26 protein-coding genes and 1 other RNA gene are annotated in these 25845 nt (G+C 65.9%); 21 read left to right on the plus strand and 6 right to left on the minus strand.

The features are described from left to right. The first annotated feature begins 8 nt into the window (after positions 1-8). The 11 genes from tyrS (at position 9) to AC0WR5_RS11160 (ending at position 9668) form a co-directional block, all read left to right on the plus strand. On the plus strand, positions 9-1262 hold the full coding sequence (gene tyrS, locus AC0WR5_RS11110; protein ID WP_475863135.1) for a tyrosine--tRNA ligase: 1254 nt from the start codon (positions 9-11) through the stop codon (positions 1260-1262). Between the two features lie 111 nt (positions 1263-1373). Next, entirely contained in the window at positions 1374-1745 is a 372-nt protein-coding gene (locus AC0WR5_RS11115; RefSeq protein WP_475863137.1) for a SpoIIAA family protein, read from the plus strand. A gap of 170 nt (positions 1746-1915) precedes the next feature. Then, positions 1916-2267, plus strand: a transfer-messenger RNA (tmRNA) gene (gene ssrA, locus AC0WR5_RS11120). A 193-nt stretch (positions 2268-2460) separates the two neighbouring features. Beyond that, a complete protein-coding gene (locus AC0WR5_RS11125; protein ID WP_475863139.1) occupies positions 2461-3579 on the plus strand; it encodes a THUMP domain-containing class I SAM-dependent RNA methyltransferase in 1119 nt (372 codons plus the stop codon). 283 nt (positions 3580-3862) lie between these two features. Further along, positions 3863-5116, plus strand: a complete 1254-nt coding sequence (gene chrA / locus AC0WR5_RS11130) for a chromate efflux transporter (protein ID WP_475868977.1) — start codon at positions 3863-3865, stop codon at positions 5114-5116. Between the two features lie 123 nt (positions 5117-5239). After that, a complete protein-coding gene (locus tag AC0WR5_RS11135; protein ID WP_475863140.1) occupies positions 5240-5755 on the plus strand; it encodes an SspB family protein in 516 nt (171 codons plus the stop codon). A gap of 362 nt (positions 5756-6117) precedes the next feature. After that, entirely contained in the window at positions 6118-7512 is a 1395-nt protein-coding gene (gene fumC, locus AC0WR5_RS11140; protein WP_475863141.1) for a class II fumarate hydratase, read from the plus strand. Positions 7513-7645: 133 nt separating this feature from the next. Further along, complete coding sequence (locus AC0WR5_RS11145; protein ID WP_475863143.1) at positions 7646-8617, plus strand: serine hydrolase domain-containing protein; 972 nt, start codon at positions 7646-7648, stop codon at positions 8615-8617. Positions 8618-8638: 21 nt separating this feature from the next. Further along, positions 8639-8836 (plus strand): DUF4169 family protein, encoded by a 198-nt coding sequence (locus tag AC0WR5_RS11150; protein WP_475863145.1) that lies wholly within the window; start codon positions 8639-8641, stop codon positions 8834-8836. Beyond that, positions 8833-9063, plus strand: a complete 231-nt coding sequence (locus AC0WR5_RS11155; RefSeq protein WP_475863147.1) for a ribbon-helix-helix domain-containing protein — start codon at positions 8833-8835, stop codon at positions 9061-9063. Before AC0WR5_RS11150 ends, AC0WR5_RS11155 begins: the two co-directional genes overlap by 4 nt. After that, positions 9060-9668: a nucleotidyltransferase family protein gene (locus AC0WR5_RS11160; protein WP_475863149.1), complete on the plus strand. Its 609-nt coding sequence runs from the start codon at positions 9060-9062 to the stop codon at positions 9666-9668. Before AC0WR5_RS11155 ends, AC0WR5_RS11160 begins: the two co-directional genes overlap by 4 nt. Here AC0WR5_RS11160 and AC0WR5_RS11165 read toward each other — a convergent pair. Both AC0WR5_RS11165 and AC0WR5_RS11170 read right to left on the minus strand, forming a co-directional pair. After that, positions 9607-11316, minus strand: a complete 1710-nt coding sequence (locus AC0WR5_RS11165) for a Hint domain-containing protein (protein ID WP_475863151.1) — start codon at positions 11314-11316, stop codon at positions 9607-9609. The genes AC0WR5_RS11160 and AC0WR5_RS11165 overlap by 62 nt on opposite strands. Positions 11317-11938: 622 nt before the next feature. Continuing rightward, positions 11939-13141 carry a Hint domain-containing protein gene (locus AC0WR5_RS11170; protein ID WP_475863153.1) on the minus strand — a complete coding sequence of 401 codons (1203 nt, stop codon included), beginning with the start codon at positions 13139-13141 and terminating at the stop codon, positions 11939-11941. A gap of 712 nt (positions 13142-13853) precedes the next feature. Here AC0WR5_RS11170 and AC0WR5_RS11175 point away from each other — a divergent pair. Then, entirely contained in the window at positions 13854-14945 is a 1092-nt protein-coding gene (locus AC0WR5_RS11175) for an ADP-ribosylglycohydrolase family protein (protein WP_475863155.1), read from the plus strand. A 142-nt stretch (positions 14946-15087) separates the two neighbouring features. On the opposite strand, the gene AC0WR5_RS11180 is transcribed toward AC0WR5_RS11175, so the two are convergent. Continuing rightward, on the minus strand, positions 15088-16269 hold the full coding sequence (locus tag AC0WR5_RS11180) for a cytochrome c3 family protein (RefSeq protein WP_475863157.1): 1182 nt from the start codon (positions 16267-16269) through the stop codon (positions 15088-15090). A gap of 164 nt (positions 16270-16433) precedes the next feature. Between AC0WR5_RS11180 and AC0WR5_RS11185 the strand changes: the two genes are divergently transcribed. The 9 genes from AC0WR5_RS11185 to AC0WR5_RS11225 are packed head-to-tail and all read left to right on the plus strand — an operon-like array spanning position 16434 to position 23273. Beyond that, complete coding sequence (locus AC0WR5_RS11185) at positions 16434-17672, plus strand: Na(+)-translocating NADH-quinone reductase subunit A (protein ID WP_475863158.1); 1239 nt, start codon at positions 16434-16436, stop codon at positions 17670-17672. Then, complete coding sequence (locus AC0WR5_RS11190) at positions 17669-18445, plus strand: RnfABCDGE type electron transport complex subunit D (protein WP_475863160.1); 777 nt, start codon at positions 17669-17671, stop codon at positions 18443-18445. Before AC0WR5_RS11185 ends, AC0WR5_RS11190 begins: the two co-directional genes overlap by 4 nt. Continuing rightward, positions 18438-19238, plus strand: a complete 801-nt coding sequence (gene nqrC / locus AC0WR5_RS11195) for an NADH:ubiquinone reductase (Na(+)-transporting) subunit C (RefSeq protein ID WP_475863162.1) — start codon at positions 18438-18440, stop codon at positions 19236-19238. Before AC0WR5_RS11190 ends, nqrC begins: the two co-directional genes overlap by 8 nt. After that, complete coding sequence (locus tag AC0WR5_RS11200; RefSeq protein WP_475863164.1) at positions 19238-19900, plus strand: NADH:ubiquinone reductase (Na(+)-transporting) subunit D; 663 nt, start codon at positions 19238-19240, stop codon at positions 19898-19900. The genes nqrC and AC0WR5_RS11200 overlap by 1 nt, the downstream gene beginning before the upstream one ends. Beyond that, positions 19897-20508, plus strand: coding sequence for an NADH:ubiquinone reductase (Na(+)-transporting) subunit E (gene nqrE / locus AC0WR5_RS11205; RefSeq protein ID WP_475863166.1), 612 nt, complete (start codon positions 19897-19899; stop codon positions 20506-20508). The genes AC0WR5_RS11200 and nqrE overlap by 4 nt, the downstream gene beginning before the upstream one ends. After that, positions 20505-21725: an NADH:ubiquinone reductase (Na(+)-transporting) subunit F gene (nqrF, locus tag AC0WR5_RS11210; protein WP_475863168.1), complete on the plus strand. Its 1221-nt coding sequence runs from the start codon at positions 20505-20507 to the stop codon at positions 21723-21725. The genes nqrE and nqrF overlap by 4 nt, the downstream gene beginning before the upstream one ends. Positions 21726-21728: 3 nt before the next feature. Beyond that, positions 21729-22712, plus strand: coding sequence for an FAD:protein FMN transferase (locus AC0WR5_RS11215; RefSeq protein WP_475863169.1), 984 nt, complete (start codon positions 21729-21731; stop codon positions 22710-22712). Next, positions 22709-22888, plus strand: a complete 180-nt coding sequence (locus tag AC0WR5_RS11220; protein WP_475863171.1) for a hypothetical protein — start codon at positions 22709-22711, stop codon at positions 22886-22888. The genes AC0WR5_RS11215 and AC0WR5_RS11220 overlap by 4 nt, the downstream gene beginning before the upstream one ends. Next, positions 22881-23273: a CBS domain-containing protein gene (locus tag AC0WR5_RS11225; RefSeq protein WP_475863174.1), complete on the plus strand. Its 393-nt coding sequence runs from the start codon at positions 22881-22883 to the stop codon at positions 23271-23273. Before AC0WR5_RS11220 ends, AC0WR5_RS11225 begins: the two co-directional genes overlap by 8 nt. A 13-nt stretch (positions 23274-23286) precedes the next feature. Here AC0WR5_RS11225 and AC0WR5_RS11230 read toward each other — a convergent pair whose 3' ends face one another. Genes AC0WR5_RS11230 through AC0WR5_RS11240 form a run of 3 tightly spaced genes read right to left on the minus strand, consistent with a single transcriptional unit; the run spans position 23287 to position 25836 of the window. Continuing rightward, on the minus strand, positions 23287-23979 hold the full coding sequence (locus AC0WR5_RS11230; RefSeq protein WP_475863176.1) for an aspartate/glutamate racemase family protein: 693 nt from the start codon (positions 23977-23979) through the stop codon (positions 23287-23289). Position 23980: 1 nt separating this feature from the next. Further along, positions 23981-25282 (minus strand): TRAP transporter large permease, encoded by a 1302-nt coding sequence (locus AC0WR5_RS11235; RefSeq protein WP_475863178.1) that lies wholly within the window; start codon positions 25280-25282, stop codon positions 23981-23983. Next, complete coding sequence (locus AC0WR5_RS11240) at positions 25279-25836, minus strand: TRAP transporter small permease subunit (RefSeq protein ID WP_475863179.1); 558 nt, start codon at positions 25834-25836, stop codon at positions 25279-25281. Before AC0WR5_RS11240 ends, AC0WR5_RS11235 begins: the two co-directional genes overlap by 4 nt. Between the last annotated feature and the right edge of the window lie 9 nt (positions 25837-25845).

The following is a 25845-nucleotide window of genomic DNA, read 5'->3' on the forward strand; positions in this document are numbered from 1 at the left end:
CAAGAGCCATGACATATACCCCCAAGTCGGAATTTCTCGCGACCGTCCAGGCACGCGGCTTTGTCGCCGACTGCACGGATTATCAGGGCCTCGACGAGGCGCTGCTGAAGGGGGTTGTGCCCGGCTATATCGGTTATGATGCCACGGCGGCCTCGCTGCACGTCGGCCACCTGATGAACATCATGCTGCTGCGCTGGTTCCAGAAGCTGGGCGGCAAGCCGATCACGCTGATGGGCGGCGGCACCACCAAGGTTGGCGATCCCTCCTTCCGCAGCGACGAGCGCCCCCTGCTGAGCGCCGAGGCCATCGACGCCAACATCGACGGCATGGGCCGCGTCTTTGCCCGCTACCTCGACTACGGCGAGAGCGACACCGGCGCGCTGATGCTGAACAACGCGGAATGGCTGGACGGGCTGAACTACCTGGAATTCCTGCGCGACATCGGCCGGCATTTCAGCGTGAACCGCATGCTGTCGTTTGAATCGGTGAAATCGCGACTGGACCGCGAGCAGTCGCTCTCGTTCCTCGAGTTCAACTACATGATCCTTCAGGCCTATGACTTTCTGGAGCTGAACCGCCGCTACGGCTGCCTGGTGCAGATGGGCGGGTCGGACCAGTGGGGCAATATCGTCAACGGCATCGACCTGACCCGCCGGGTGATCGACAAGGAAATCTATGGCCTGACCACGCCGCTGCTGACCACCAGCGACGGCCGCAAGATGGGCAAGTCGGCCAATGGCGCGACCTGGCTGAACGGCGAGATGCTGTCCTCCTACGAGTTCTGGCAGTTCTGGCGCAACACCACCGACGCCGACGTGGGCCGTTTCCTGAAGCTCTATACCGAGCTGCCGGTGGAGGAATGCGACCGCCTGGGCGCCCTCGGCGGCTCCGAGATCAACGCCGCCAAGGTGATCCTGGCCAACGAGGTGACGGGGCTGCTGCACGGCGCCGAGGCCGCCGCCGCCGCCGAGGCGACCGCGCGCGAGGTCTTCGAGAAGGGCGGCATGGGCGACGACCTGCCCACGCTGGAGCTGAGCGCCGAGGAGCTGGGCGACGGGATCTCGATCGTGCAGCTGATCGTGCGCTCGGGGCTTGCCAAGACCGGCAAGGAGGCCAAGCGGCTGATCTCGGACAACGGCGCGCGCATCGACGATGCACCGCTGACGGATGCCGGCCTGATGCTGGATGCCGCGGCGCTCGCCTCGCCGGTCAAGCTCTCGGCCGGCAAGAAGCGCCATGCGCTGGTGAAACTGGCCGACTGATACGACGCTCCGGGCACCGAATGACGACAGGGCAGCGCCGCGCGCTGCCCTTTTTCGTTGTGCCGCCGGCGGATCGTGTCAGGATGATCCCCGAGAGCGCGGGAGAGTGCCATGATCACCACCGATTTCGACCCCACCACCCGGCTGCTGACCGCCACGGCCAGCGGCGATGTCACAGGCAAGGACTATGCGGCAACCCTGATGCCCGCGCTCGACGCCGCGCTGGCCGAGGCAGGCGGCCCGGTGAAGATGCTCTACGTGCTGGGGCCTGCCTTCACCGGATTTTCCACCGGGGCCATGTGGCGCGACGCCAAGCTGGGCCTGACCCACATGCGTGACATCAGCCGCGTGGCCGTGGTCACCGACAGCACCACGCTGGGCGGGATGATCCACGGGTTGTCCTGGCTGCTGCCGATGCCGGTAGAGGTCTTTGCCACCGCGACGCTGGCCGAGGCCACCGCCTGGGTGCTGGAAGAGAGCTGACTGCGCTTTCGCCTTTCCGAAAATACGGCCGGGGGTGAACCGGCCGCAGGCCGGGAGGGGGCAGCGCCCCCTTGCCCCGCCCGCCGCAGGCGCGCGGCCAGGCCACCGGCCGTTCCGGAACCGGCAGGCAGGCCCCTGCCCGCGAAACCGGTCGGATCGATGACATTTCCCCCCTTTAAATGCCCCGCCGTCCGGACTATATCTGCCCTGTCCCTTCGGGGACTATGGACATAAACGCGCTCGTAATAAGCGGCTCGGACCCGGGGGCGGTACCCGGCGGCTCCACCAAACATCCCTTGTTGGGGGATCATGGGGCCGAAATAGGATCGACGAACGTCTAAAGGGGTTTTGCTTTGTCTCGGCTGTCTGCCACCGTTACCGGCGAAAAAAGTACAATTGCCAACAACAATCGTGCTCCGATGGCTCTGGCCGCGTAAGCGGTTCGATCTATCGAAATCTAAGTCCTTGCGCCTAGCAGTGTAAGGCGGGGTTCGCAGGTACCTGGCAACAGAAACCTGCACTTCCCATTCCTGCCCGATCTGATGCGCGACGCCGACTGGCGGCGACGGCCTTTGACGTGGCATGGGGCGTTCGCCTCTCCTTTGACAGGTACCGGGGCCCGTTCATCCCCCGGGATATTTCCGACAGGAAAATGAGACGGGAAAGCGCGAGATGCCTCTCGCCGCGGCGGTGGTTTCGCTGTATCTGCTGCCCGATGAGCGCACCTTTCGAGATATTCCTGCAATCCGCCCCGGGGCTTGAAGAGGCCCTGCGGGACGAGGCCGTGGCGGCCGGGTTCTCCCATGCGGAGGCCCTGCCGGGCGGCGTGCAGTTCCTGGGCCACTGGACGACCGTCTGGCGGGCCAACCTGATGCTGCGCGGCGCGGGCCGCGTGCTGGCGCGGATCGGCGGCTTTTCCGCCGTGCACCTGTCGCAGCTGGACAAGAAGGCGCGGGCTTTCCACTGGGGCGCGGTGCTGCGTGCCGATGTGCCGGTACGGGTCGAGGTGATCGCCGCGCGCAAGGCAAAGATCTATCACGCCGGCGCTGCCCAGCAACGGATCGAGACCGCGCTGAGCGAAAGCTTCGGCGCCCGCATCGACCCCGAGGCCGAGGTGGCGCTGAAGGTCCGGATCGAGGCCAACAACCGCGTGCAGTTCAGCGTCGACACCAGTGGCGAGAGCCTGCACAAGCGCGGCCACAAGGCCGCGGTCGGCAAGGCGCCGATGCGCGAGACCCTTGCCGCGCTGTTCCTGCGCCAATGCGGCTATACGGGTGTGGAGCCCGTGGTGGACCCGATGTGCGGCTCCGGCACCTTCCTGCTCGAGGCGGGAGAGATCGCGGCGGGGCTCTGGCCCGGGCGCGACCGGCATTTTGCCTTCGAGAGCCTTTCGACCTTCAACCCCGAGGTTTATGCCCGCATCCGCGGCGAGGCGCCGGCCCCTGTCAGCCCCCAGCCCGGGCTCTACGGATCGGACCGCGATGCCGGCGCCGTGGAGGCCGCGCGGCGCAATGCAGAGGCCGCGGGCCTGGGCGCCGCGATCACGATCGGGCATCACGGCGTGGCCGAGCTGCAGCGCCCTGACGGCCCGCCGGGCCTGGTGATCGTGAACCCGCCCTATGGCGCGCGGATCGGCGACAAGCGGCAGCTCTTCAGCCTCTACGGCACGCTGGGCCGGGTGCTGAGCGAGCGGTTCCAGGGCTGGCGCGTGGGCATCGTGACCTCGGATGCGCAGCTGGCGCGGGCAACGAAGCTGCCGTTTCTGCCGACCGCCGCGCCGGTCGCCCATGGCGGGCTGCGCATCACGCTCTACCGGACCGATCCGCTGCCCTGAGGCCAGGCGCGGGACGGGTGGCCGGTGGAAAGAGGCTTGCAGCCGCCGCGGCCGCGAGGCCCTGTCCTTGCGCCGCCGGCGCACAGCCTGCTGGCGGAAGACCGCTGCTTCCTTCGCCCCCGGGCGCGGCTCGGGGGATACGGCGGCATCGGGGCTTGACCACGCAGGCGCGAGCGGATCAGGTGACCGCGAGCAGCGAGCCGAGGCCCCCATGACCCTCCCCGTCCCGCCCGCCGAGACTGACGTGCCGGGACAAGGCATGCAGGGCGACGACCATATCGAGATGCCGCCACGCTGGCGCGAGATGCTGAGCGCCTTCGGGCGGATCGGCCTGATCAGCTTTGGCGGACCGGCCGCGCAGATCTCGGTGATGCACGAGGAGCTGGTGGAGCGGCGGCGCTGGCTGAGCGAGCAGAGCTTCCTGGGCGCGCTGAGCTTCTGCATGCTGCTGCCGGGGCCCGAGGCGATGCAGCTGGCGACCTATTCCGGCTGGCTCAAACGCGGCACGGCCGGCGGGCTTCTGGCCGGGCTGCTCTTCGTGCTGCCGGGGGCGCTGGTGATCGCGGCGCTGGCGCTGCTCTATGTCGAATGGGGCGCGGTGCCCCTGGTGCAGGCGGCCTTCCTGGGCATCCAGGCAATGGTGATCGCGGTGGTGATCCAGGCGATGATCCGGCTGTCGGGCCGGGCGCTGGACACGCGCGAGGCGCATCTGCTGGCGCTGGCCTCCTTTGCGGCGATCTTCCTTCTGGGGGTGCCCTTTCCTCTGATCATCGCGGCGGCGGCGCTCTGGGGCGGCTGGCGCGGCCATGGCCGCATCCCTGCGGACCGACCGGCAACGAGGCCCGCGCCGCCGGTGAGGCGCACGCTCGCCGTGATCGCGGGCTGGCTGCTGCTGTGGCTGTTGCCGGTGGCAGGCGTCTGGCTGATGGGCGACCGGTTCCTGACCGAGCTGTCACTGTTCTTTGCCCGGCTGGCGGTGATCAGCTTTGGCGGCGCCTATGCCCTGCTGGCCTGGATGACCCAGACGGTGGTGCAGGTGCATGGCTGGCTGACCGCGCAGCAAATGATGGATGCGCTCGGCCTGGCCGAAACGACGCCGGGGCCGCTGATCCTGGTGACGCAATTCGTGGGCACGGTGGCGGCGGCGCTGCGCGGCGGGCCGGTCTATGGGCTGGCAGCAGGCGGTCTGGTGCTCTGGGTCACCTTCGTGCCCTGCTTCCTGTTCATCTTCGCCCTTGCCCCGCATGTCGAGCACCTGCTGCGGCAGCCGCGCCTGTCCGCCGCGCTCTCTGCAATCACCGCTGCAGTCGTGGGGGTGATTGCCAGCCTGGCCATCTGGTTCACGCTGCATGTCCTTTTCGACGTGGTGACCATGGCGGGCCCCCTGCCGGTGCCGCATCTGCAGAGCTTCCAGCCGCTGGCGACGGGCCTGGTGCTGGTGGCGCTGGGGTTGGTTTTCCGGCTGAAGATGGGCCTGTTGCCCGCCATTGCGGTGATGGCGGCGCTTGGCCTGTTGAGCGGAATGGTGCTGCGCTGAAGCCATCACGGCGCGCACGCCCTTGCAGGAAAGGCCGCATCACCCTTGCGCCAGAATTTGCGCAGGTGACCTTCCGTTTTGGATCGAATCCCCTATGCTCAGCCGAAAGACACGGAAGAGCCCATGCCACGCACCATCGACTACGGCAATCTCATGCACCGCGCCATGCGCAGCCTCATCCAGGAGGTTCTGACGGATGTGGCCGAGAACGGCCTGCCCGGTGCCCACCACTTCTTCATCACCTTCGACACCACCCACCCCGATGCGGAACTGGCCGACTGGCTGAAGGAACGCTATCCGGAGGAGATGACGGTGGTTATGCAGCACTGGTTCGATGACCTGGAGGTCTCGGACGAGGGGTTCGGCGTAACCCTGAACTTTGGCGACGCACCGGAACGGATGTTCATTCCCTTTGATGCGATCCAGACCTTCGTCGACCCCTCGGTGGAATTCGGCCTGCGCTTCGAGACCCAGGTGAGCGACCTGGAGGACGACGAGGACGAGGATGAAGATCCCACCCCGCCCGAGCCCCCTCGCCCGCTGCGCGACCGCAGCAAGAAGGACAGCGGCGAGAGCGGGAACGAGGAGCGCCCGGCCAAGGATGCCGAGGTCGTCCGGCTCGACAGCTTCCGCAAGTAGGCGCCCGCGCGTGTTTCCCCGCGCGTGTTTCAGAGACAACGAGAGAGCCGCCCTTGGGGCGGCTTTTTCATGTGATCACGTTTGGTTCGAAACCCTCCTCGTGGCGCCTTGCCAGCGGTCGCGACGCGGAGCCGCGCGCCGTGCCCCGCTGCGTGGCGCGCCGCCATGACATCGCCCCTGTGGAAGTTGCCCGAAATTCGGGCCCGCGAATCAAGAGACATCCGCCTCTCGGGCGTTGCGGCGGTTTCTTGTGATCACAAACAGCCGGAAAGCGCTGAGTTCCGAGAATGTTAGCGGCAAAAGCATTGAAATGCCCCTGCGAAGCGTTAAACCCGAGCCGAGCATCCACGTGGAGAGCAGACATGACTGATACCCGTACCGAAACCGACAGCTTTGGCCCGCTGGAAGTCCCTTCCGACAAGTATTGGGGCGCACAGACCCAGCGGTCGATCATGAACTTCCCCATCGGGTGGGAAAAGCAGCCGGTCCCGATCATTCGCGCGCTCGGCGTGATCAAGAAGGCCTGTGCCATGGCCAACAAGGAACTGGGCAACATGGACGCCGAGATCGCCGACGCGATCATCGCGGCCGCGACCGAAGTGATCGACGGCAAGTTCGACGACAACTTCCCCCTCGTCGTCTGGCAGACCGGTTCGGGCACCCAGTCGAACATGAACGCCAACGAAGTGATCTCGAACCGCGCCATCGAGATGCTGGGCGGCGAGATGGGCAGCAAGAAGCCCGTGCACCCCAACGACCACTGCAACATGGGCCAGTCGTCGAACGACACCTTCCCCACCGCGATGCACGTGGGCATCGCCATGCAGGCGCGTGACGTTCTGCTGCCGGGCTTGAAGAAGCTGCAGGCGGCGCTGGCCGCCAAGTCGGAAGAATTCAAGGACATCATCAAGATCGGCCGCACCCATACCCAGGATGCAACGCCGCTGACGCTGGGCCAGGAATTCTCGGGCTATGCGCACCAGGTGACCAAGGCCATCGAGCGCGTCGAGACCAGCCTGCACGACATCTACGAGCTGGCACAGGGTGGTACCGCCGTGGGTACCGGGCTGAACACAAAGAAGGGCTGGGCCGAGATGGTCGCCGGCAACATGGCCGAGATCACCAACCTGCCCTTCGTCACCGCGCCGAACAAGTTCGAGGCGCTGGCTGCCCATGACGCCATGGTGCAGTTCTCGGGCACGCTGAAGACGGTTGCGGCCTCGCTCTTCAAGATCGCCAACGACATCCGCCTGCTGGGCTCGGGCCCGCGCTGCGGCCTGGGCGAGCTGATCCTGCCGGAAAACGAGCCGGGTTCCTCGATCATGCCGGGCAAGGTGAACCCGACGCAGGCCGAAGCGCTGACCATGGTCTGCGCCCATGTGATGGGCAACGATGCCGCCATCGGCTTTGCCGGCTCGCAGGGCCACTTCGAGCTGAACGTCTACAACCCGATGATGTCCTACAACGTGCTGCAGTCCATGCAGCTGCTGGGCGACAGCGCCGGAGCCTTCACCGACAACATGGTTGCCGGCATCCAGGCCAACGAGCCGCGCATCGAGAAGCTGCTGCACGAGAGCCTGATGCTGGTGACCGCGCTGGCGCCGACCATCGGCTATGACAACGCCACCAAGGTCGCCAAGACTGCGCACAAGAACGGTACCACGCTGAAGGAAGAGGCCATCGCGCTCGGCTTCGTCGACGAGGCAACCTTTGACGCCGTCGTGCGCCCCGAGCAGATGATCGGCCCGAAGGACTGATCCCGCGCGGATCATTCGAGTATTTATGGAAAGATGAAGGGGCGGTTCCGCGAGGAGCCGCCCCTTTCGCATCTGACGGGAACGTGAGCGGGCGACATTTGCCCGGTCGGCCTGCCCGCGGCAGGATGGAGCCATGCTGACAAGACGTATCCTCTGTGCCGGAGCGCTGGCCCTGCCCCTTGTCCGGCCCGCGGCCGCGGGGGTTTCCGACCTCGACGAGGCCGGGCAGTTCGACCAGCTGCACTCCGTGCAGGTGATGCGCGGGGACACGCTCGTGTTTGCGCGGGCCTATCGCGGGCCGGGCCTCGACGGGCTGAGCAATATCAAGAGCTGCTCCAAGAGCATCGTGGCGCTGATGCTGGGCTGTGCCATTGCAGAGGGGGCCATAGCGGATGTCGACGCGCGGCTGGATGCCGTGGCGCCGGGGCTGATCCCGGCGGCGGCCGACCCGGCGGTGGCGGGCATCAGCATGGAAGACCTGGTGACGCTGCGCGCTGGCCTGGAGCGGACATCGGGCGCGAATTACAGCGGCTGGGCGGCCTCTGGCAACTGGGTCTCGAACGCGCTGTCGCGGCCCATGGAGGCCGAGCCCGGCGGGCGGATGCTCTATTCCACCGGCTCGACCCATGTCCTTGGCGCGGCGCTGACCGAGGCCACGGGCGAGAGCCTTCTGGCGCAGGTCCGGCGCCACCTGGGCGGCCCACTTGGCATCGAGATCCCGCCGTGGACCCGCGACCCGCAGGGCTATTACCTTGGCGGAAACGAGATGGCACTGACGCCGCGCGCCATGTTGCGGATCGCGCAGATGATCCGCGACGGCGGTCGCTGGGACGGGCGGCAGGTGATCCCGGAGGACTGGATGCGGGCCTCGATGCGGCCCCGGACCCGCTCGCCCTTCTCGGGCTTCGATTACGGCTATGGCTGGTTCCTGACGCCTTCGGGCTATGCGCTGGCGCGGGGCTATGGCGGGCAGGTCATCGCGGCCCATCCCGAAGCCGGCCTGGCGGTGGCGATCACCTCGGATCCGATGCGGCCGGCACGATCCCAGGGGTATTTCGGCGATATTGAAGCATTGCTCGACGGGCCGATCCTTGCCCTTGCGTGAGGCCGGTGGCACAGTTGCCGCATGAGCAACGTCACCAACCTGAACCAGTTCCGCAAGCAGAAGGCGCGCAGCGAGAAGCGCGCCAAGGGCGATGCCAATGCCGCCAGGTTCGGCCGCAGCAAGGCCGAGCGCGAGGCAGAAGCGCTGCGCGCGGAAAAGGCCCGGCGCGAGCTGGATGGCCACAGACGAAGCCCGGACGACGAGACGCCGGACACATGAGCGGCCGACCGGTCAAGCGATCGCTGACCCTGAAAGGGCATCGCACGAGCGTGTCCCTGGAGGATGCCTTCTGGGCCGAATTTCGCAAGATAGCAGACCGAAAAAACAAACCAATCAATGCATTGGCAGCCGAAATTGATGCATCGCGCGAACTTGAGACCGGCCTGGCGTCGGCCATACGGCTTTATGTGCTGGCGGACCTGCAGGCGCGGGTGAGCCAGCCGTGATCGCCTGCTTGCTGCTGGCGGCGGGCAGGTCCAGCCGAATGGAGGGACGCGACAAGCTGCTGGAGGAGATCGAGGGAATTCCGCTGCTTCGGCTGCAGGCGGAACGCGCCCTGGACGCGCAGTGCGGACCGGTCCTGGTGACGTTGCCCGGAACGGGTGCACGGCGCCGCGAGCGGGAGCGCGTGCTGAAGGGTCTTACGGTTGAGATCGTGCCGGTGGAAGATGCCGCGGAGGGGATGGCGGCCTCGATCCGGGCAGGCGTGACGGCCCTGCCCGACGGTTGCGACGCGGTGATGATCCTGCCCACGGACATGCCCGAGCTGACCACCCCGGACCTGCGGACGATGGCCGCTGCCGCGCGGGCGGATGACATGCAGACGATCCTGCGCGGCGCCAGCGAGGGGCGCCCGGGGCATCCGGTGATCTTTCCGGCCGCCTTCCACGCCGAGCTGAAAAAGCTGAACGGCGACCACGGGGCCCATGCCGTGATCGCCGCTCACAAGGATCGAATGCGCCTTGTCGCCCTGCCCGGGCGCCACGCGGTTACCGACCTCGATACACCTGAGGCATGGCGCGCGTGGCGCTCTCGTCCTGCTCCTCGTTGAGGAAGTTTCCGCCGGCCGCAAGCACCTGAACCTCGTGGCGCTTCAGGCTGCGCCGAGCCGCAGAATAGCTGTTGAGGTTCGAGGCGTTCTGCAGCTCGGGGAACAGGAAGAAGACCTCTGCCCGCTGTTCGTTGTGCAGTCCGCGCAGGGAATAATCGCCGGGCTGGAAACTCTCGCTCCAGGCGCCGTTGGCGAGGATCACCTCGTGTTGGTCGAAGAGCAGGTGCAGGTAGGTCACTGCCTGACCGTCGTTCACGCGCTCGACGCCGGGCATGCCCACAAGGTGCTTGGCCGCGACCAGCACTTCGCTCTCCTCGTAGAGAACCGCAGCCCGATCCGAGCGGATCAGCATCCGATGGTTCGGACTGATGACCAGATCGATATGGGGCAGACCGTGGCCCAGGGCACCGGCGCGAATGCGGACCGGCTGCATCTGGGGCATCCGCTTCAGCTCTTCGGTGCTGAGCGTCCGCCGACCGATCCAGCGCAGCTCCTGCATGCCGTTGTCGCGGGTGATGATCCGGTCACCCGCCTTCAGCTCCTCGACCGGAACTTCGCCGCGGATCGTCGCGATCAGTGTGCCGGGGGCAAAGCATATCGGGATATTGTGCGGGTCCGGCGTGGCCGAGATGCTCTCGATATTGTAGTAGGTGATCCGCCCGAGTTCCTGGCCATCGGCCGTCTTGAGCAGGATCCGGCCGCTCGACGAGGTCTCGCTGCCGCTCTCGTAGATCACCTGAAGGCCGGGATACATCGCGTAGTATTCCGACAGATCGAGCACGTCGTTGTCGTGCGAGTTGATGCCGCCGTAAACGGTGATGTTGTTGAAGTTCGACCCGTCCGCCTGAATGACGAAACGGTCGTCGCCCTCACCACCGTAGAGCTGGTCCTGATTGCCACCGGAGTAGATGGTATCGTTGCCGGCGCCACCATAGACGGTATCGGTGTTCTTGTTGCTGGCGGTATCGCCGGTATAGATCACGTCGTCGCCGCTGTCGCCGATCAGCGTGTCGTTGCCCAGGCCGCCATAGATCGTGTCGTCGCCCTGCCCCCCCACGACGGAATCGTCGCCGGAACCACTGTCTATGAGGTCATCGCCGCTGCCTGCGGAAATACTGTCACCGCTCCGGCCACCATAGATCTCGTCGTTGCCGCTGTGCGCCGCGATGGTGTCGTTGCCCTCACCGCCATAGATGGAATCGTCGCCGCTTCCGCCGTAGAGGACATCGCGGCTGTTGCCGCCATCCAGCCGGTCGTTGCCGGCGTCGCCCTGCAGGGTGTCGTCACCATCGCCGCCGGTCAGGTCGTCATTGCCGGCACCGCCGAACAGCTTGTCATTGCTCTGACCGCCATCAAGCGTGTCGTCACCCGAGCCGCCATAGAGCGTATCGTTGCTGTCGCCGCCGTAGAGTTGATCATCGCCGGCTTCGGCGTCGAGCACGTCACTGCCCTGCCCACCGTCAAGGCTGTCGTCACCGGATCCACCGTTCAGCGAGTCGTTGCCATTGCCGCCGTAAAGCGAGTCGTTGCCGCCCAGGCCGATGAGCGTGTCGTTGCCGTTGTTGCCACCGTAAAGAACATCGTCGCCGTTCGTGCCGACGATGCTGTCATTTTTGTCTGAACCATTGATTGTATCCCCAGAGCTCACCGGATCTCTCCTTCAAAGCTCCACAGGGCGGACGGCTTGCAACCGTACGTCGAAATTCTACCCATTTTCTTCCCTTTATGGGTCATGGCCCGCCGTTATATTTCGGCTGATCCCATGCCCAGAGTTAATGAAAGCTGACCGAGAGTGTCCCAGACCCACGGACAGCAAGTGTCCCATTGAGGGTTATTAAGCGCAATCCGGAGATTTTTTCAATTGCGGTAAACAAGAAGTGTGCGGGAGTGTCGCGCGACCGACAAATTCGCAAACAAACGCCCCAATTTTCATAAAACGAGACGTAAGAAATATCACTGCGTGACCGTTTTTTCGCGACACACGACATGCCGGGCCATCCGCAAGCGCAAGAATCTGTCGCGACGAGCGGAGCGATTGATTCGAAAACCATACCGCCCGAAACCGGAATTGCGAACCATCGTTCTAATCTTACCCTGAAACATGCCCGCGGTGTTCCGCCTGACAGGCCATTGGTCGTCTTGGCTTTCCAGGGAATGACGGCAGTGGCTGGCCATTGGCCCGGGCCGAAACGCGCAATAGGGTTCCAATACCGTTTCCGGGTCTCGGCCTGCGCCAAACGCACACCCCGGCTCGGAAATCGAACAAATTCTTACGTGGGGGAAGCCTGCGCCTGTGCGCCCATCAGAACCGCAGCTTCGTGCCGTTTCAGGCTGCGGCGGGCCGCAGGAAACCGCTCGACAAATTCGATTGCGGACAATTCGGGGAAAAGTTCCAGCAATTCATTTCGGGTGTCCCGATCGAGACTGTCCATTGCCTGACGGCCCGGCTGAAAGCTCTCGGTCCAGGCGCCGTTCGACAGGACGATCTCGTGCTGATCGAACATGAAATGGATATAGGTCGCCTCTTCGGCCGTCTCGCGCGAGACGCCGGGAAGCCCCATCAGGTGCTTTGCCATCACCAGCACCTCGCGATCATCGAAATAGAGCGCGGCGCGGTCCTGGGTGACGAGGATGCGGTGGTTCGGGCTGACCACGAGGTCACTGACCGGAAGGCCGTACCCGAGCGCCCCGGCCGCCACCCGCACCGGTGCCATGTGCGGCGCCGCCATGAGCGCGCCGCGGGTCAGCGTCTTGTGCCCGATCCAGCGGATCTGCTGCAGCCCGTTGTCGCGAGTGATGACCCGGTCGCCGACCTGAAGCTCCTCTACCGGCACCTCTCCGCGCGGGGTGGCGATCAGGGTGCCCGGCGTGAAGCAGGGCACGATCTTCTCGATGTCGTGGAAGTAGGCCGAACCGATGCGGTGACCGTTGCAATCGTAGAACTCGATAATCCCGTCCTCGGGATTCAGGCCGTAGATGATGCGGATGGCGCCGCCCGGCGGGATCGAGCCCGCAAGGTTCAGTGTATCCTGATCGATCCCAGTGGAGCCGCCGAAGATCACATCGCCCGGCGAGATGCCGGTGAAGGTATCCGGATCCGCGCCACCGAAGAGCCAGTCGCTTCCGGAGCCGCCGGCGATGACATCGGCGCCGGAGCCGCCGAAGACGAGGTCGTTGCCCTCGCCACTGTCGATCAGGTCGTCACCGCTGCCGCCGTAGATCTCGTCCCGCCCCAGGCCGGAGAAGATGGTATCATCGCCCGCGCCGGCCGTGACGATATCATCCTCCGGCGCCTCTCCCTTCAGGACCGCATCGCCGTTGTCGATGCGGTCTCCCTCGGGATCGCCCAGATAGCCGGTATCGATCAGGTCGGCCTGATCGGTGCCGGCGACAATGCCGTCAAGCTGCGTCGCCGGGCCCTGCCCGCCACCATCGTGATCGTCGTGGCCATCGCCGCAGGACGTGCTGGTCATGCTTCTACCCCTTGTGGAGGCCGCGCGGGTGTTCCCGTCGCGGCAGGTTCCACTGGTCCAGTCCGGCGTGCCCGCCCTCGCGAGGAGACGCACCCGGCGGTCACCAATGGACAATCGCGTAAAACGGCGCGCCCCATTTTTCGTGCCCGGAACGGGGAGAGGCTGCGGCCACCTGCGCTGATAGTCCGCAAGAATTAACGCGGGAAGTCCTCTCGGCCGGTAACCACAACCTTGAAGTGCCAAAGCACCAGAAGACATGTCGGAACCGGCACTTTGCGGCTCTTCCCTCCCCCAAGAACACGCGGCTTTCTCGGGCAAAGGTTCACAAAAGGTAACGCCGTATCAGCCACTTGCCCACGCCTTGGAAAATGACCCGCGGGGCCTGCAAGTTGACCAGCGGGTATTAACCATGTGGTCATTTTTCTGTCCGTCGCCGAGGGCGTTAACCACGCCACGGCCCAGGCCGGATGCCCGGACACGCCAGAGGGGAGAATTTATCCTATGAGACGAATCATATGCCCCGGAGAAACGTCCGGTTGTCCCCAGTGTGCCATGTGGGCCGGCGGAGACTGCGATCATTACAGGCATCGGGTCTGCGGGCCCTGCCGCCGGACCGCGCGACGGGCCAGGTGCCATTGCAGCCCCTCCCATAAGTGGGAACATTACCCAAACTGATATGATATCACCGATCGCCCTCCTGAAAGGACCTGCCATGCCCGCCGCACCTCTTTCCCTTGCCGACCGCGCCGCCGGTGCGGTCCTCGGCGGCCTGATCGGTGAGGCGCTCGGCGTCGGACCGCACTGGTACTATGACCTCGACCAGATGCACGCGGACCACGGGCCCTGGATAAGCGGATACGTGGCCCCGAAACCCGGGCGCTATCATGAGGGGCTGAAGGCCGGCGAGCGCTCGCAGATCGGGTTCATCGCCGAGCTGCTGCTGGACAGCATCCTGGAGGAAGGAAGCTATGACGAGGCCGCCTTTACCCGCGCAGTCGACACACGGCTGTTTCCGCTGCTTGACGGATCGGCCACTTGCGGCCCCGGCGGCTATACCAACCAGTCCATGCGCGAAGCCTGGCGTTTGCGGGTCGAGGGCGGGCTGCCCTGGGGCCAGGTCGCGGGTATCGCAGATACCACCGAAGGGGCGGAGCGGATCTTCGTGCTGGCTGCACTGCTGGCGGCGCGGCCCGGCCCTGCGGCCGAAGCCTGTCGCGACAACACGCTGCTGTTCCAGAACGACACCACGGTGGTGGCCATGACGACGGCCTATGCCAGCGTTCTGTCGGCGCTGGTGCGGGGCGAGCCGCTCGACGACGGAATCACCGGCACGCTGATGGCGCAGGTGCGGGATGGCACCCTGCCCTTTCACCATGTCACGTCGAAGGGGCTGCAACCGCCGGAGCCGGGATCGACGGAGGCGTCCCTCGGGCGCAACTTCCCCTCTCCCGATGCCTTGCTGGGCCTGGCGGCGCCGATCCGGTCGGCGCGCGATCCAGGGGTCAGGATAGAGCCGGCCTGGAAGGCGGCACAGGTCTATGGCCTGCCCTGCGCAATCTATTGCCAGGTACCGGCGGCCTACTACCTGGCTGCCCGTTTCGCGGATGATTTCGAGGCTGCCGTCCTGAATGCGATCAACGGCGGCGGCCAGAACCAGGCCCGCGCGGTGCTGACGGGCGCCCTGGCCGGCGCCCAGGTCGGGCTGAGCGGACTGCCCCTGCACCTTGTCGCCGGGCTGAGCGAAAGCGAGGCGCTGGTGGGCAAGGCCGAGGCGCTCGGCAGGCTATCGGAGACCATGGCCTGAGAAAGATCGGCCTGGCTCTCTGGCCTGCGTATTTGATCACATTCAAAAATAGAGAAACAGCCGTCGAGAAATCCGACGGCTGTTTTCATTCGAGCATTTCAAGACGCCATTGCGGAACGGAATGCCCCCGAAGTGCTCAGGATCAGCGCTCGTAGCCGAGACCGGCGAAATCGAAACCGAGCGGAGAGGACAGATCCTCTGAGGAATCATAGAGCAACTCGATCGCGTAATGCGGATTGTGCACATATATCCCCTTGTCGGAATTCACGAATTTCCAATTGTAGGCTGCCTTGAGCAAACGCGGGCTCCAGCTCTTGTAGGCGACGAGCTTGCCGTCGGCCTGATCCGCCAGGCCATCGCCATTCGCATCGGCAAAGAAATAAGGGTAATGTGCACCATCATAGACAATACCCGTGCCGACGACATCGGAGGCATAGGCCTGAATCAGTTTCAAAAGCTGATCGGACATGGTGCGCACGTCGGAATAGATGCCCTTGGTCATGTCGCCGCTGCCGTCATAGCTCTGCCGCGAAATCCGGATCTGCTGGAAATTTCCGGTCTGGTGGCACATCAGGCAGGTGTCGCCCTCGACCTCCAGGCTGTGCGGATCGTGACAGGACAGGCAGGTGCCGACCGGCTTGGCGTGCAGGAAACGCCCGGTATAGCTCTTGTCCGGATATTGGTACCCGCCCTTGCCGTAGCCGCCGAGGTTGGTCACGGCCGCAAGCGCGTAATGCGGATTGACGAAGGAAAGATCCGCATTCGCGGCGTCATCATCCTTGCCGGCCACGGCCTGTTCGACAGAGGCGCCGGAGGCGCGGCCCTGGTGGCAGGTGGTGCAGGCGGCATCGGCAACGGTCACCGGGTGCACGACGCCGGATGGCAGAGTGATCTCTGTCACCGAGGCCAGGTTCGGATCATGGCAGGTGCCGCAATCGACGACACTGCCGGTGGGCACCGGCTCGGCCGGCAGGCCGGGTTCGGAGCCATCGAGGCCGAGGGTGCTGCGGAAACCGGGACCGGAGTGACAGGTGGAACAGACGGGAGGGATGCTGCCGTCTTCGTCCCAGTGGCTGAATGCCTCGCCCGAGGCATCGGCATGGCCGGAGCGGATCCAGGCGGAAATCGCCCGCGCATTCGGAATTTCGACAAGGTTCGGAGAAAACGGACCGGTGCGCGGCATGACAAATGTATTTACCGTTTCGACCTGAACGTCATTGTCCTGTGCATGGGCCGGCGCCGGGGACAGCAGGAAGCCGAAAATCCCGGCAGCCATTACGAGGGCAATGGCCATGATGAGCTGATGGAAATAGCGATTTGGCATTCCAGGAACCTCTTGTCTAAAAACTTGGCCGAATGGCAAGATCGTTGCACCTCGTCCCAATCCTTACAAGTTGCATTTCAAACACCTCTTTTCTGCGGGCCCCTTTTCGGACCAGTATGAAGGAAATACGGGGGCACAGAATGTCGCAATTGTGGACAAGGGGATTGAACATTGCCGTTACGGCGCCCGCGCCGTCGGCCGCCCCCACCACCCAGATCACGGCAGAGGCCAGCCTGATCGTTTCGGGCGACAGGGACCTGCGTGTCGATGCACGGGTGGCCGAGGGCGACATCGTCGCCCAGGGACAGCCCCTTATGCATCACCGCCGCGCACCCGGGCTGGCCGTCACCGCGCCGATGTCCGGCCGCATTGCCGAGCTGCAGATCGATTCCGCCAAGCGGCTACGCAGCCTGACGATCTTTCACGATCCGGATGGCGACCGGCACGATTTCGGTCCCCTCCACAGCAGCGATCCGGCGGCCCTGCGCGAAAGGCTGATGGCCACCGGGCTGTGGCGGACGATCCGGTCGCGCCCTTTCGGCCACATCCCCGCGCCGGAAGCGACGCCTCGCGCGATCTTTGTCATGGGCATGGATACCCGGCCCGGCGCGCCCGATCCGCGACAGGCGATCAAGGGACAGGAGGAGGCCTTTGCGCGCGGACTGTCGGCCCTGTCCCGGATCGCCGGCGAACACGTCTTCCTCTGCCAGGACATGGGGCCGGCCATGGCGACGCCGGATGCAGGGGCGCGGATCCGCATCGAGACATCTCGCCCGGTCCATCCATGGGGCCTGGCCGGCCTGCAGGCGCACCGGGCCTGCCCGGCAACCCTCGAGGCGCCGGTCTGGGACATCGCGGCTGAGGATGTCGCGGCCTTCGGCGCCGTCCTGATGACCGGGCTGCTGCCGGAAACCCGGCTTGTTTCCGTGACGGGCAGCGGGATGCGCGAGTCCCTGCTGCTGCGGACGCAGCCATGGGCGGACATGCGCGGCCTCTGCCAGGGACATGTGCAACCGGGACAGAACGCGATCCTGTCCGGATCGCGGCTTGACGGTCGCCCTGGGCGCTGGCTGCGCGACAATGACCGCCAGGTCACCGTGATGACCGCCGCGCATCATGCGGATCGCGGGCATTGGTTCCTGTCGGCCCTTCGGCGCGCCTCCCGGCCGCTGCCGCTGATCCCCTCGGCGGCGCTTGACCATGCCCTGGGTGGCGAGATCCCGACCATGCCCTTGCTGCGCGCGATCTCGGCCGGCGACAGCGAGGCGGCGATGCGGTTCGGCGCGCTGTCACTGCTGCCGGAGGACCTGGCGCTTGCCGATTACATCACCGGGGCCGAACCCTCTCTGTCGGAGATGTTCCGAGTGTTGCTGGAACGGATCGAAACGGAGGAAACGGCATGATGCGGGGCATCTGGGATCGCGAGACGATTGCCGCGCTGCTGCTGATCGCGGCGCTGCCGCTCGCCGCGACCTGGGGCCTGGCCGAGGGCGCGACCTCGCTTGCTCGGCTGGCATTTTTCCTCGTCGTGACGGGGATTTGGCACGTGCTGTGGATGCTGGCGCGGGCCCAGCCGCCCTCGCTCGCAGGCGCCTACACGGCGCTGGCACTGGCCATGCTGAGCCCGCATGACCTAGGGTTGGTGGCACTTCTGCTCTCGGTCAGCTTCGGCGTGGTCGTGGCCGAACTCGCCTTTGGCGGCTGGGGCCGCAACATCCTGAACCCCGCAACGGTCACGCTGGCCTTCATGGGCTTCGGCTTTCCCTCCGCGCCCTGGCCCGACCTAGCCGTGCAGATCGGCTGGGCGGCCTGGGGCACCATGGCGCTCGGGGTGCTCTTCGGCGTCATGGCGCCCGGCCTGCTGCTCGGCGCAGGCCTCGCCCTGGGCATCGCGGCGCTGAGCGGCGTCGACCTTTACCCGGTACTGCCCGCGCTCTCGGTCGGGCTGGTGCTGCTGGTCGCAGATCCGGTGACCAGCGCCTCGACACAGCTCGGCCGCTGGCTCAACGGCCTGATATTCGGCGGGCTGGGCGCCCTCTTCACGACCCTCTGGCAGGACGCGGCACCGGTTCAGCTGGTGGTTTCGGCGGCACTCTTCGCCTCGCTCGCGGCACCGCTCTGCGATGAAATTGCCCTGGCCCTCTGGCTGCGGCGACGGAAAGGACGACATGGCTGATCTCAATCCCGTACACGCCTGGAAGCGCCTGCTTGCCCTGCCCAACGAGAGCCGGACCAAGACCCTGGCCGTGGCCTTTCTGACGGCGGTGATCTGCACCCTGCTCGTCACCGGCGCCACGGTGATCCTGCGGCCCATCCAGACGGCCAACCGCGCGGCGGAAACCCAGCTGCGGCTGGAAACCATGCTGGCGGCCATCCCAGGCATGAGCGAACTGCTGCAGGAGAACGAGAACGCCACCATTTCGACCGTGGTGATCGACCTCGATACCGGGCATGCGGCAAGCGACGTGACGCCGGAAACCCTGGAAACCGCCCTGCTGGACACCGCGAACTGGACGGCGCTGCCACCAGAGGATGACCTGGCCGGGCTGGGCAACCGCCCGAACTATGTCCAAGTCTACATGGTGCGCGACGGCGAGGAAATCGAACTGATGATACTGCCCGTCGTCGGCGCAGGCTACAACGGTACGATCGAGGCGATGCTGGCGCTGGATGGCGACATGGAGACCATCGCCGGGCTGACGGTGACGAGCCAGTCGGAGACCCCGGGCCTGGGCGCTCGCATCGAGGAACCTGCCTGGCAGCAGAGCTGGGCCGGCACGCGCTATCGCGATGACCAGGGCGAGATGAAGTTCACCGTCGCCAAGGGCCCGGCCAGCACGGAATACGAGGTCGACGGCATCACGGGCGCCACGCGCACCAGCAACGCGATGACCCGTATCGTCCGCTTCTGGCTTGGCCCGAACGGCTATGGCCCGCTGATCGACGCCGTTCAGAGGGAACAGTTCTGATGGCCACGCAGCCCCTCCACAAGATCGTCACCGGCCCTCTGATCGAGGGCAACCCCGTCACGGTGCAGATCCTCGGCATCTGCTCTGCGCTCGCGGTGACGACCTCGCTCGACACGGCCGTCACCATGTCGGCCTCGCTGACGGCCGTGCTGGTGCTATCGGCCCTGGTGATCAGCCTGATCCGCCGCCACATCCCCAATTCGATCCGGCTGATCGTGCAGATCGTCATCGTCGCCTCGATGGTGATCGTGATCGACCAGATCCTGCAGGCCTGGTTCTTCGACATCAGCCAGCGGCTCTCGGTCTTTGTCGGGCTGATCACCACGAACTGCATCGTGCTGGGCCGGACAGAGAGCTTTGCCCGAAACAACCCGCCGCTGGCCTCGATGGCGGATGCGCTCGGCAATGGCCTCGGCTATTCGCTCGTCCTGATCTCGATCGGGGCGATCCGGGAGCTGTTCGGCGCCGGCACGCTCTTCGGGTTCACCGTCTTTCCGCTGGTCGAGAACGGAGGCTGGTTCACGCCGCTGAACCTGATGCGGCTGGCGCCCTCGGCCTTCTTCCTGCTGGGCGGACTGGTCTGGGCGCTGCGCAGCGCCCTGCCCGACCAGGCCGAGGAGCGCGAGACGACTCCGCCAGAGGTCGCGGAGCATCGCTCATGACCGGCCTCGGATCCCTCTTCATCCAAGCGATGTTCGTCGAGAACATGCCGCTGACGTTCTTTCTCGGGCTCTGCACCTTTCTGGCGCTGTCGCGGCGAATGGAGAGTGCCATCGGGCTCGGCGCGGCCATGATCGTGGTGATGGGCATCACGGTGCCACTGAACCAGCTGATCTATGCCGCCGTGCTGGCCCCCGGGGCCTGGTCCTGGGCTGGGATGCCCGAGATCGACCTCTCCTATCTCAACCTGATCGCCTTCATCGGGCTGATCGCCGGCACGGTGCAGATGCTGGAGATGCTGCTGGAGCGGTTCCTGCCGGCGGTACATGCCAGCCTCGGGGTCTTTCTGCCGCTGCTGACGGTGCAATGCGCAATCCTTGGGGGCAGCCTCTTCATGGTCGAACGCCGCTATGACTTTCCCGAGGCCCTGGTCTTTGGCCTGGGCAGTGGCGCGGGCTTTGCCCTCGCGGTGATCATGCTGGCCGCGATCCGCACCCGGATGGCCTATGCCGACCTGCCTGCCGGGCTGCGGGGTCTGGGCATTACCTTCATGCTCGCAGGCATGATGTCCCTGGGCTTTTCCTCCTTTGCGCAGATGGTCGCGCCATGATCGAAATTGCTCTGGGCACACTGATCATCCTTGCGCTGATCCTGATCCTGACCGCGGCATTGCTGTTCGCTCGGGCGCGCCTCCTGCCGCAGGGCGAGGCGACGATCACGCTGAACGAAACCACCGAAATCGCCGTGCGCAACGGCGAGACGCTGCTGTCGTCGCTGCAGGGCGCGGGCTTTGCCATTCCTGCGGGATGCGGCGGCAAGGGCACCTGCGGGCTCTGCCGGGTAAACGCCACCGGGCCTGGCGCGGGCGAGGCGCTGGCCTCGGAACGCGGGCTGCTCTCGGCCCGCGAGCGCAAGGACGGCATGCGCCTGGCCTGCCAGGTCACCGTGCGCGGCCCCGTGCACGTCGAGGTTCCTGCAGACCTGCTCTCGGCCGAGACGATCACCGCCAAGGTGCTGTCGAACCGGATGATGGCGCCGCTGATCCGCGAACTGGTCCTCGACCTTCCGGAGGGACGCGAGGTCAGCTTTCACGCCGGCAACTTCATGCAGCTGAACGCCCCCGCCTATCGGCTGGACTTCGGGGACATCGAGGTGGATGGGCCCTTTGCCGAGAGCTGGGACGACGCCGGCTGGCGCGATCTGCGCTCGGTGTCGCCCGCGCCGGTGACGCGCGCCTATTCGCTGGCCTCGCGGCCCGAGGACCGGGGCAAGGCGGTTTTCAACATCCGCCTGGCGGTGCCGCCCGCCGGCAAGGAAGCCCAGATCCCGCCGGGGATCGTGTCTTCCTATCTCTTCTCGCTGCGGCCCGGCGACGACATGGCGATCTCCGGCCCCTTCGGCGATTTCCAGGTGCAGCCGACCGAGGCCGAGATGATCTTTATCGGCGGCGGCGTCGGCATGGCACCGCTCCGTGCGATGATCCACGAGCAGATCGGCAAGGGCACCACGCGCAAGATACAGTATTTCTATGGCGCGCGCTCGGCCATCGACCTGTTCTATACCGAGGAGTTCGACGGGATCGCCGCGGCCCACCCGAATTTCACCTGGACCCCCGCCCTCTCGGACCCGGCCCCGGGTGATCGCTGGACCGGGCCCACGGGGTTCATCCACGAACGTGTGGCCGATGCCCTGCGACGGCACCCTGCGCCGGACGAATGCGAATATTACCTCTGTGGTCCGCCGATGATGATCTCGGCGGTGATCTCGACGCTTCTCTCCTTCGGAGTCGAGCGCCATTCCATCTTCAACGACGATTTCGGAGGCTGAACCATGCCCCTTACCAGGATCGACCGACGCAGCTTCATCGCCCTCTCCGGTGTCATGATCGCCTGTCCGGGTCTGCTCCGGGCCGAAACCCGCGCCACGCAGGTGCTGAGCGGGGCGGCCTTTGGCACTTCCTGGCAGGTGGTTCTGCCGGCGGGCCACGATGCGCAGGAGCTGCGGGACCGGATCGTCACGCGGCTGGACGACGTCGACCGGCACATGTCGCCCTGGCGGGCCGGGTCCGAACTGAGCGGGATGAACCGCGCCCCTGCCGGAGCCCTGACCATTTCGCCCGAGATGGCGCGGGTGACGGAGGCGGCGCTGCGTCTCTCGGCGCTCAGCCAGGGGGCCTTTGATCCGACAGTGGGCCCGTCGGTGGCGCGATGGGGGTTTGGCCCCATCAAGGGCGAGAGCGGCTCCTGGCGCGAGATCACACTGGAGGGTGACCGCATCATGAAAGAGCGCGCCGGGCTGACGCTGGACTACTGCGGCATCGCCAAGGGACGAGCGCTCGACCTGGTGGCAGGAGAGCTGTTGCGGGCAGGCCGGCAGGATTTCCTGATCGAGATCGGTGGCGAGATCCGGGCCGCGGGCCGACACCCTGCCGGTCGAGACTGGCTTGCCGGGGTGGAACATCCGCTGCCCGGGGCAAGCGGGCTGGCCGGATATCTGCCGCTCACCGATCGCGCGATCGCCACCTCGGGGATCAGCGCCCATTCCTACAGCCTCGCGGGGCACCTTTATTCCCACATCATCGATCCCGAGCGTCACGCGCCGGTCGCGGCCGGAGAGCTTGCCTCGGTGTCGGTGCTGGCAGGGACGGCCATGGCGGCCGATGGCTGGGCCACGGCCCTTTTCGCGGCGGGCCCGGTGCGTGGCCCTGCCCTCGCGCGGCAGCACGGGTGCGATGCGCTCTTCCTCTACTCGGATGGCGATAGCCTGCGCCGGGAGATCACCGGACAGGTGTCCTTTACCCAGGTGACAACATGATCGAGCTTCTCCTGGCCGTCGTGATCATCTGCCTTGCCTGCCTCGGGCTGTCGGCAGGGCTGTTGCTCCGGGGGCGACCGCTGCAGACCTCCTGCGAGGCCTCGGCCTGCATCAACGGCGGCCAATGCGCCACCTGCCCACGCCGCCTTGCCGCACGGGAGCAGACCGATGAGTGATCTGACCGTAGGCACCTGCATGCGCCGCGAGGTGCTGACCCTGACACCTGGGATGCCGATGCGCGACGCGGTGGCACGACTGGTCGAGGGCAATTTCTCTGCCGCACCCGTGCTTGATCCGGAAGGCCAGCTGATGGGGATCCTGTCGCAGAAGGATTGCTTCAAGGCCGCGCTCAGCTCGGCCTATTACCAGCGCTGGTCGGACACGGTGGCTGATCACATGACCACGCGGATCGAGACCCTTGATGTGAACACCGATATCGTCACGGCTGCGGAAAGGTTCATCGCCGACCCCTATCGCAGCTACCCCGTCGTCTCGGACGGGGCGCTGGTGGGCATGCTGAGCCGCGCCGACGTGCTGTCGGCCTTCCTGGAGCTGGGTTGAGGCCCAGAGAGGGCTAGCCGCGCATCCGTGCCGCCACCTCGCCCATCGCGATCGCGGCCTCGATGCTGTCGATCACGGGCAACTTGTGCCGGGCCGACAGGTCACGCGCCCGCCCGGCCAGCCCGCCCGATCCGAGGATGATCGCACCGGCACCGTCGAAATTACGGGCATCGCGGATCGTCTCATCGAGCCGCCGCGAAATTTCCTCTCCGCCGGCGGCCGCAGCCGCAACACCGATCCCGGCCGCCCGCACGGAGCAGATCGCCTCTGCGCCCTGGCTGCGGACGAGAGCGCGGATGCCCGGCACCATGCCCTCGACCGTCGTGACGATGGTGAAACGTGCCGCGAAAAGCCTCGCCATGGAAATCGCGGCCTCGGCGGCGCAGACGATGGGCGCCCCGAGGAACCTGCGCCCGCTCTCGATGGCGATATCGTCGAAGCAGGCCATGACATAGGCGTCATGCCCGGGGTTCTGCGCCAGAAGATCGATGGCCAGGGGCTCGGCCATGCGACGATCGGCCAGCGTCTCGATCGAATGCGGGCTGCCGGCCGGGTTCAGGACCCGGCAACTGGTCCGGTGATCCAGCATCGCGCGAGCGGTCCGCGCAACCAGATCGGTCACTCCGGAATTGCCGTTGGGATTGACCACGAGCATGCTGCGAGGCCGCACCGGTGCACAGGGCGCTGTGCCGACAAGGCTCTCCATCTCAGCGCCCCGCGGCCATGTCGGGCAAGAGCATTGCAATCTGCGGCACGGCGACCAGCAGCCCGGCGAAAGCGATCATGATCAGCACGAAGGGGGTTGCCCCGCGGATCACGTCGTTGAAGTCGCCGCCGCCCTTGCGCACGCCCTGTACCACGAAGAGGTTCATGCCCACGGGCGGCGTGATCAATCCGATCTCGCACATCACCACCACGAAGACGCCGAACCAGACAGGATCCACCCCGAGAACGGTAACCATCGGCACCGCAATCGGCACGGTAAGCACCAGCATCGACATGGCATCCATGAACATGCCGAGGATCACGTAGAAAAGCACGAGCAGGAGAAGCAGCGTCGTTTGCGACAGCCCGAGGCCGGTGACCCACCGCGTCACCGCCTGTGTACCGCCGGTCATCGACAGCGTGACATTGAGCAGCAGTGCGCAGACGATCACGAGAAGGACCATGCCAGAGGTGCGCGCCGATTGCAGGAAGCAGTTCTCGAGCAGATCCCAGCTGAGACGGCCACTGCGCCAGACGAAGAAGAAGGCGGCAACGACACCGAGGGCGGCGCTTTCGGTGGGGGTGGCGATGCCGCCGTAGATGGAGCCCATCACGATGCCGAAGATCACCGCCGGCGGCACCAGGTGGCGCAGCAGCCGACGCTTTTCCGTGGCCGTAATCGCGGACACCGAGGCATCGCGGCCGGCGTCGGGATAACGCAGTGCGACATAGGCCGAGAACAGCAGCGTCAGCAGCAGGCCCGGCAGAACGCCCGCGATGAAAAGCTGCCCCACCGAGACATTGGCCAACGAGCCGTAGACGAGCAGGTTGACAGAGGGCGGGATCAGGATGCCCAGCGTTCCGCCAGCCGCCAGGGTACCGAGCGCCGGGCGTACCGGGTAGCCGCGGCCCTCGAGTGCCGGCAGGGCGATGGTGCCCACCGTGGCCGCCGTGGCAACGGAAGAGCCGGAGGTGGCTGAAAAGAGCGCGCAGGTGCCGATGTTGGTGTGCAGGAGCCCACCGGGCAACCGCCCCAGCCAGACAGAGAGCGTGGCGAACATGCGGTCGGCAATGCCACCGCGCAGCAGCAGTTCCCCCAGCATCATGAAGAGCGGCACGGCGGTCATGACCGGGTTGTTCAGCGTGCCCCAGACGACGCCCCCCATTGTTTCCACCAGTGGCATGCCGAAAGCGAGGTAGCCTCCTATGCCGCCGACGGCCAGGATCGAGACAGCGACCGGCAGCGACAGGAACATGAGCACGAGCATGCAAAGGAAACCCGCGAAGATGACTGTGATGCTCATGTGCGGGCATCCAGGTCGGAAAGCTCGGCCGCGAGTTCGTCTTCCACGCTTTCGGGGCCAAAATCGCGCAGCAGCGCATCGCCCTGCCCGCGCAGCGCCAGAAGCACGGCTTGAAGTGCGAGCAAGAGCGTTGCCAGGGCAAAGATCGCCATGCCGATGAGCCAGACCGATTGCGGCCAGATAAGCGGCGTCATCCAGGGGGTCTGGGCAACCGAGCCGAACAGCCTGGTTTCCGCGACGGTGCGCAGCGAGAAGATCAGAAGGAAGACCGAAAGCCCCGCCAGTGCCAGCGCCGACACCAGGTTCAGAGCCGCCTGGGCGGGCTTCGGCATGCGCATATGCAGCAGGTTGATGCGGATATGGCTGCGCTCGATCGCCGCGACGGCAAAGCAGAGCGGCGCCCCCACCGCGATCGCGTAGCCGGAGAGTTCATCCACCCCGGCCAGTGAATGGTTGAAGAGCTTGCGCAGGATCGTTTCGGCCGCGATGACGATGCAGAGCACCGTCATCATCAGGCCGAAGACAATCGCGCAAAGCCGCGAGTAGGTCTTCACTGCGTGGTC

It is taken from the genome of Pseudooceanicola sp. DL12 (assembly GCF_056270665.1).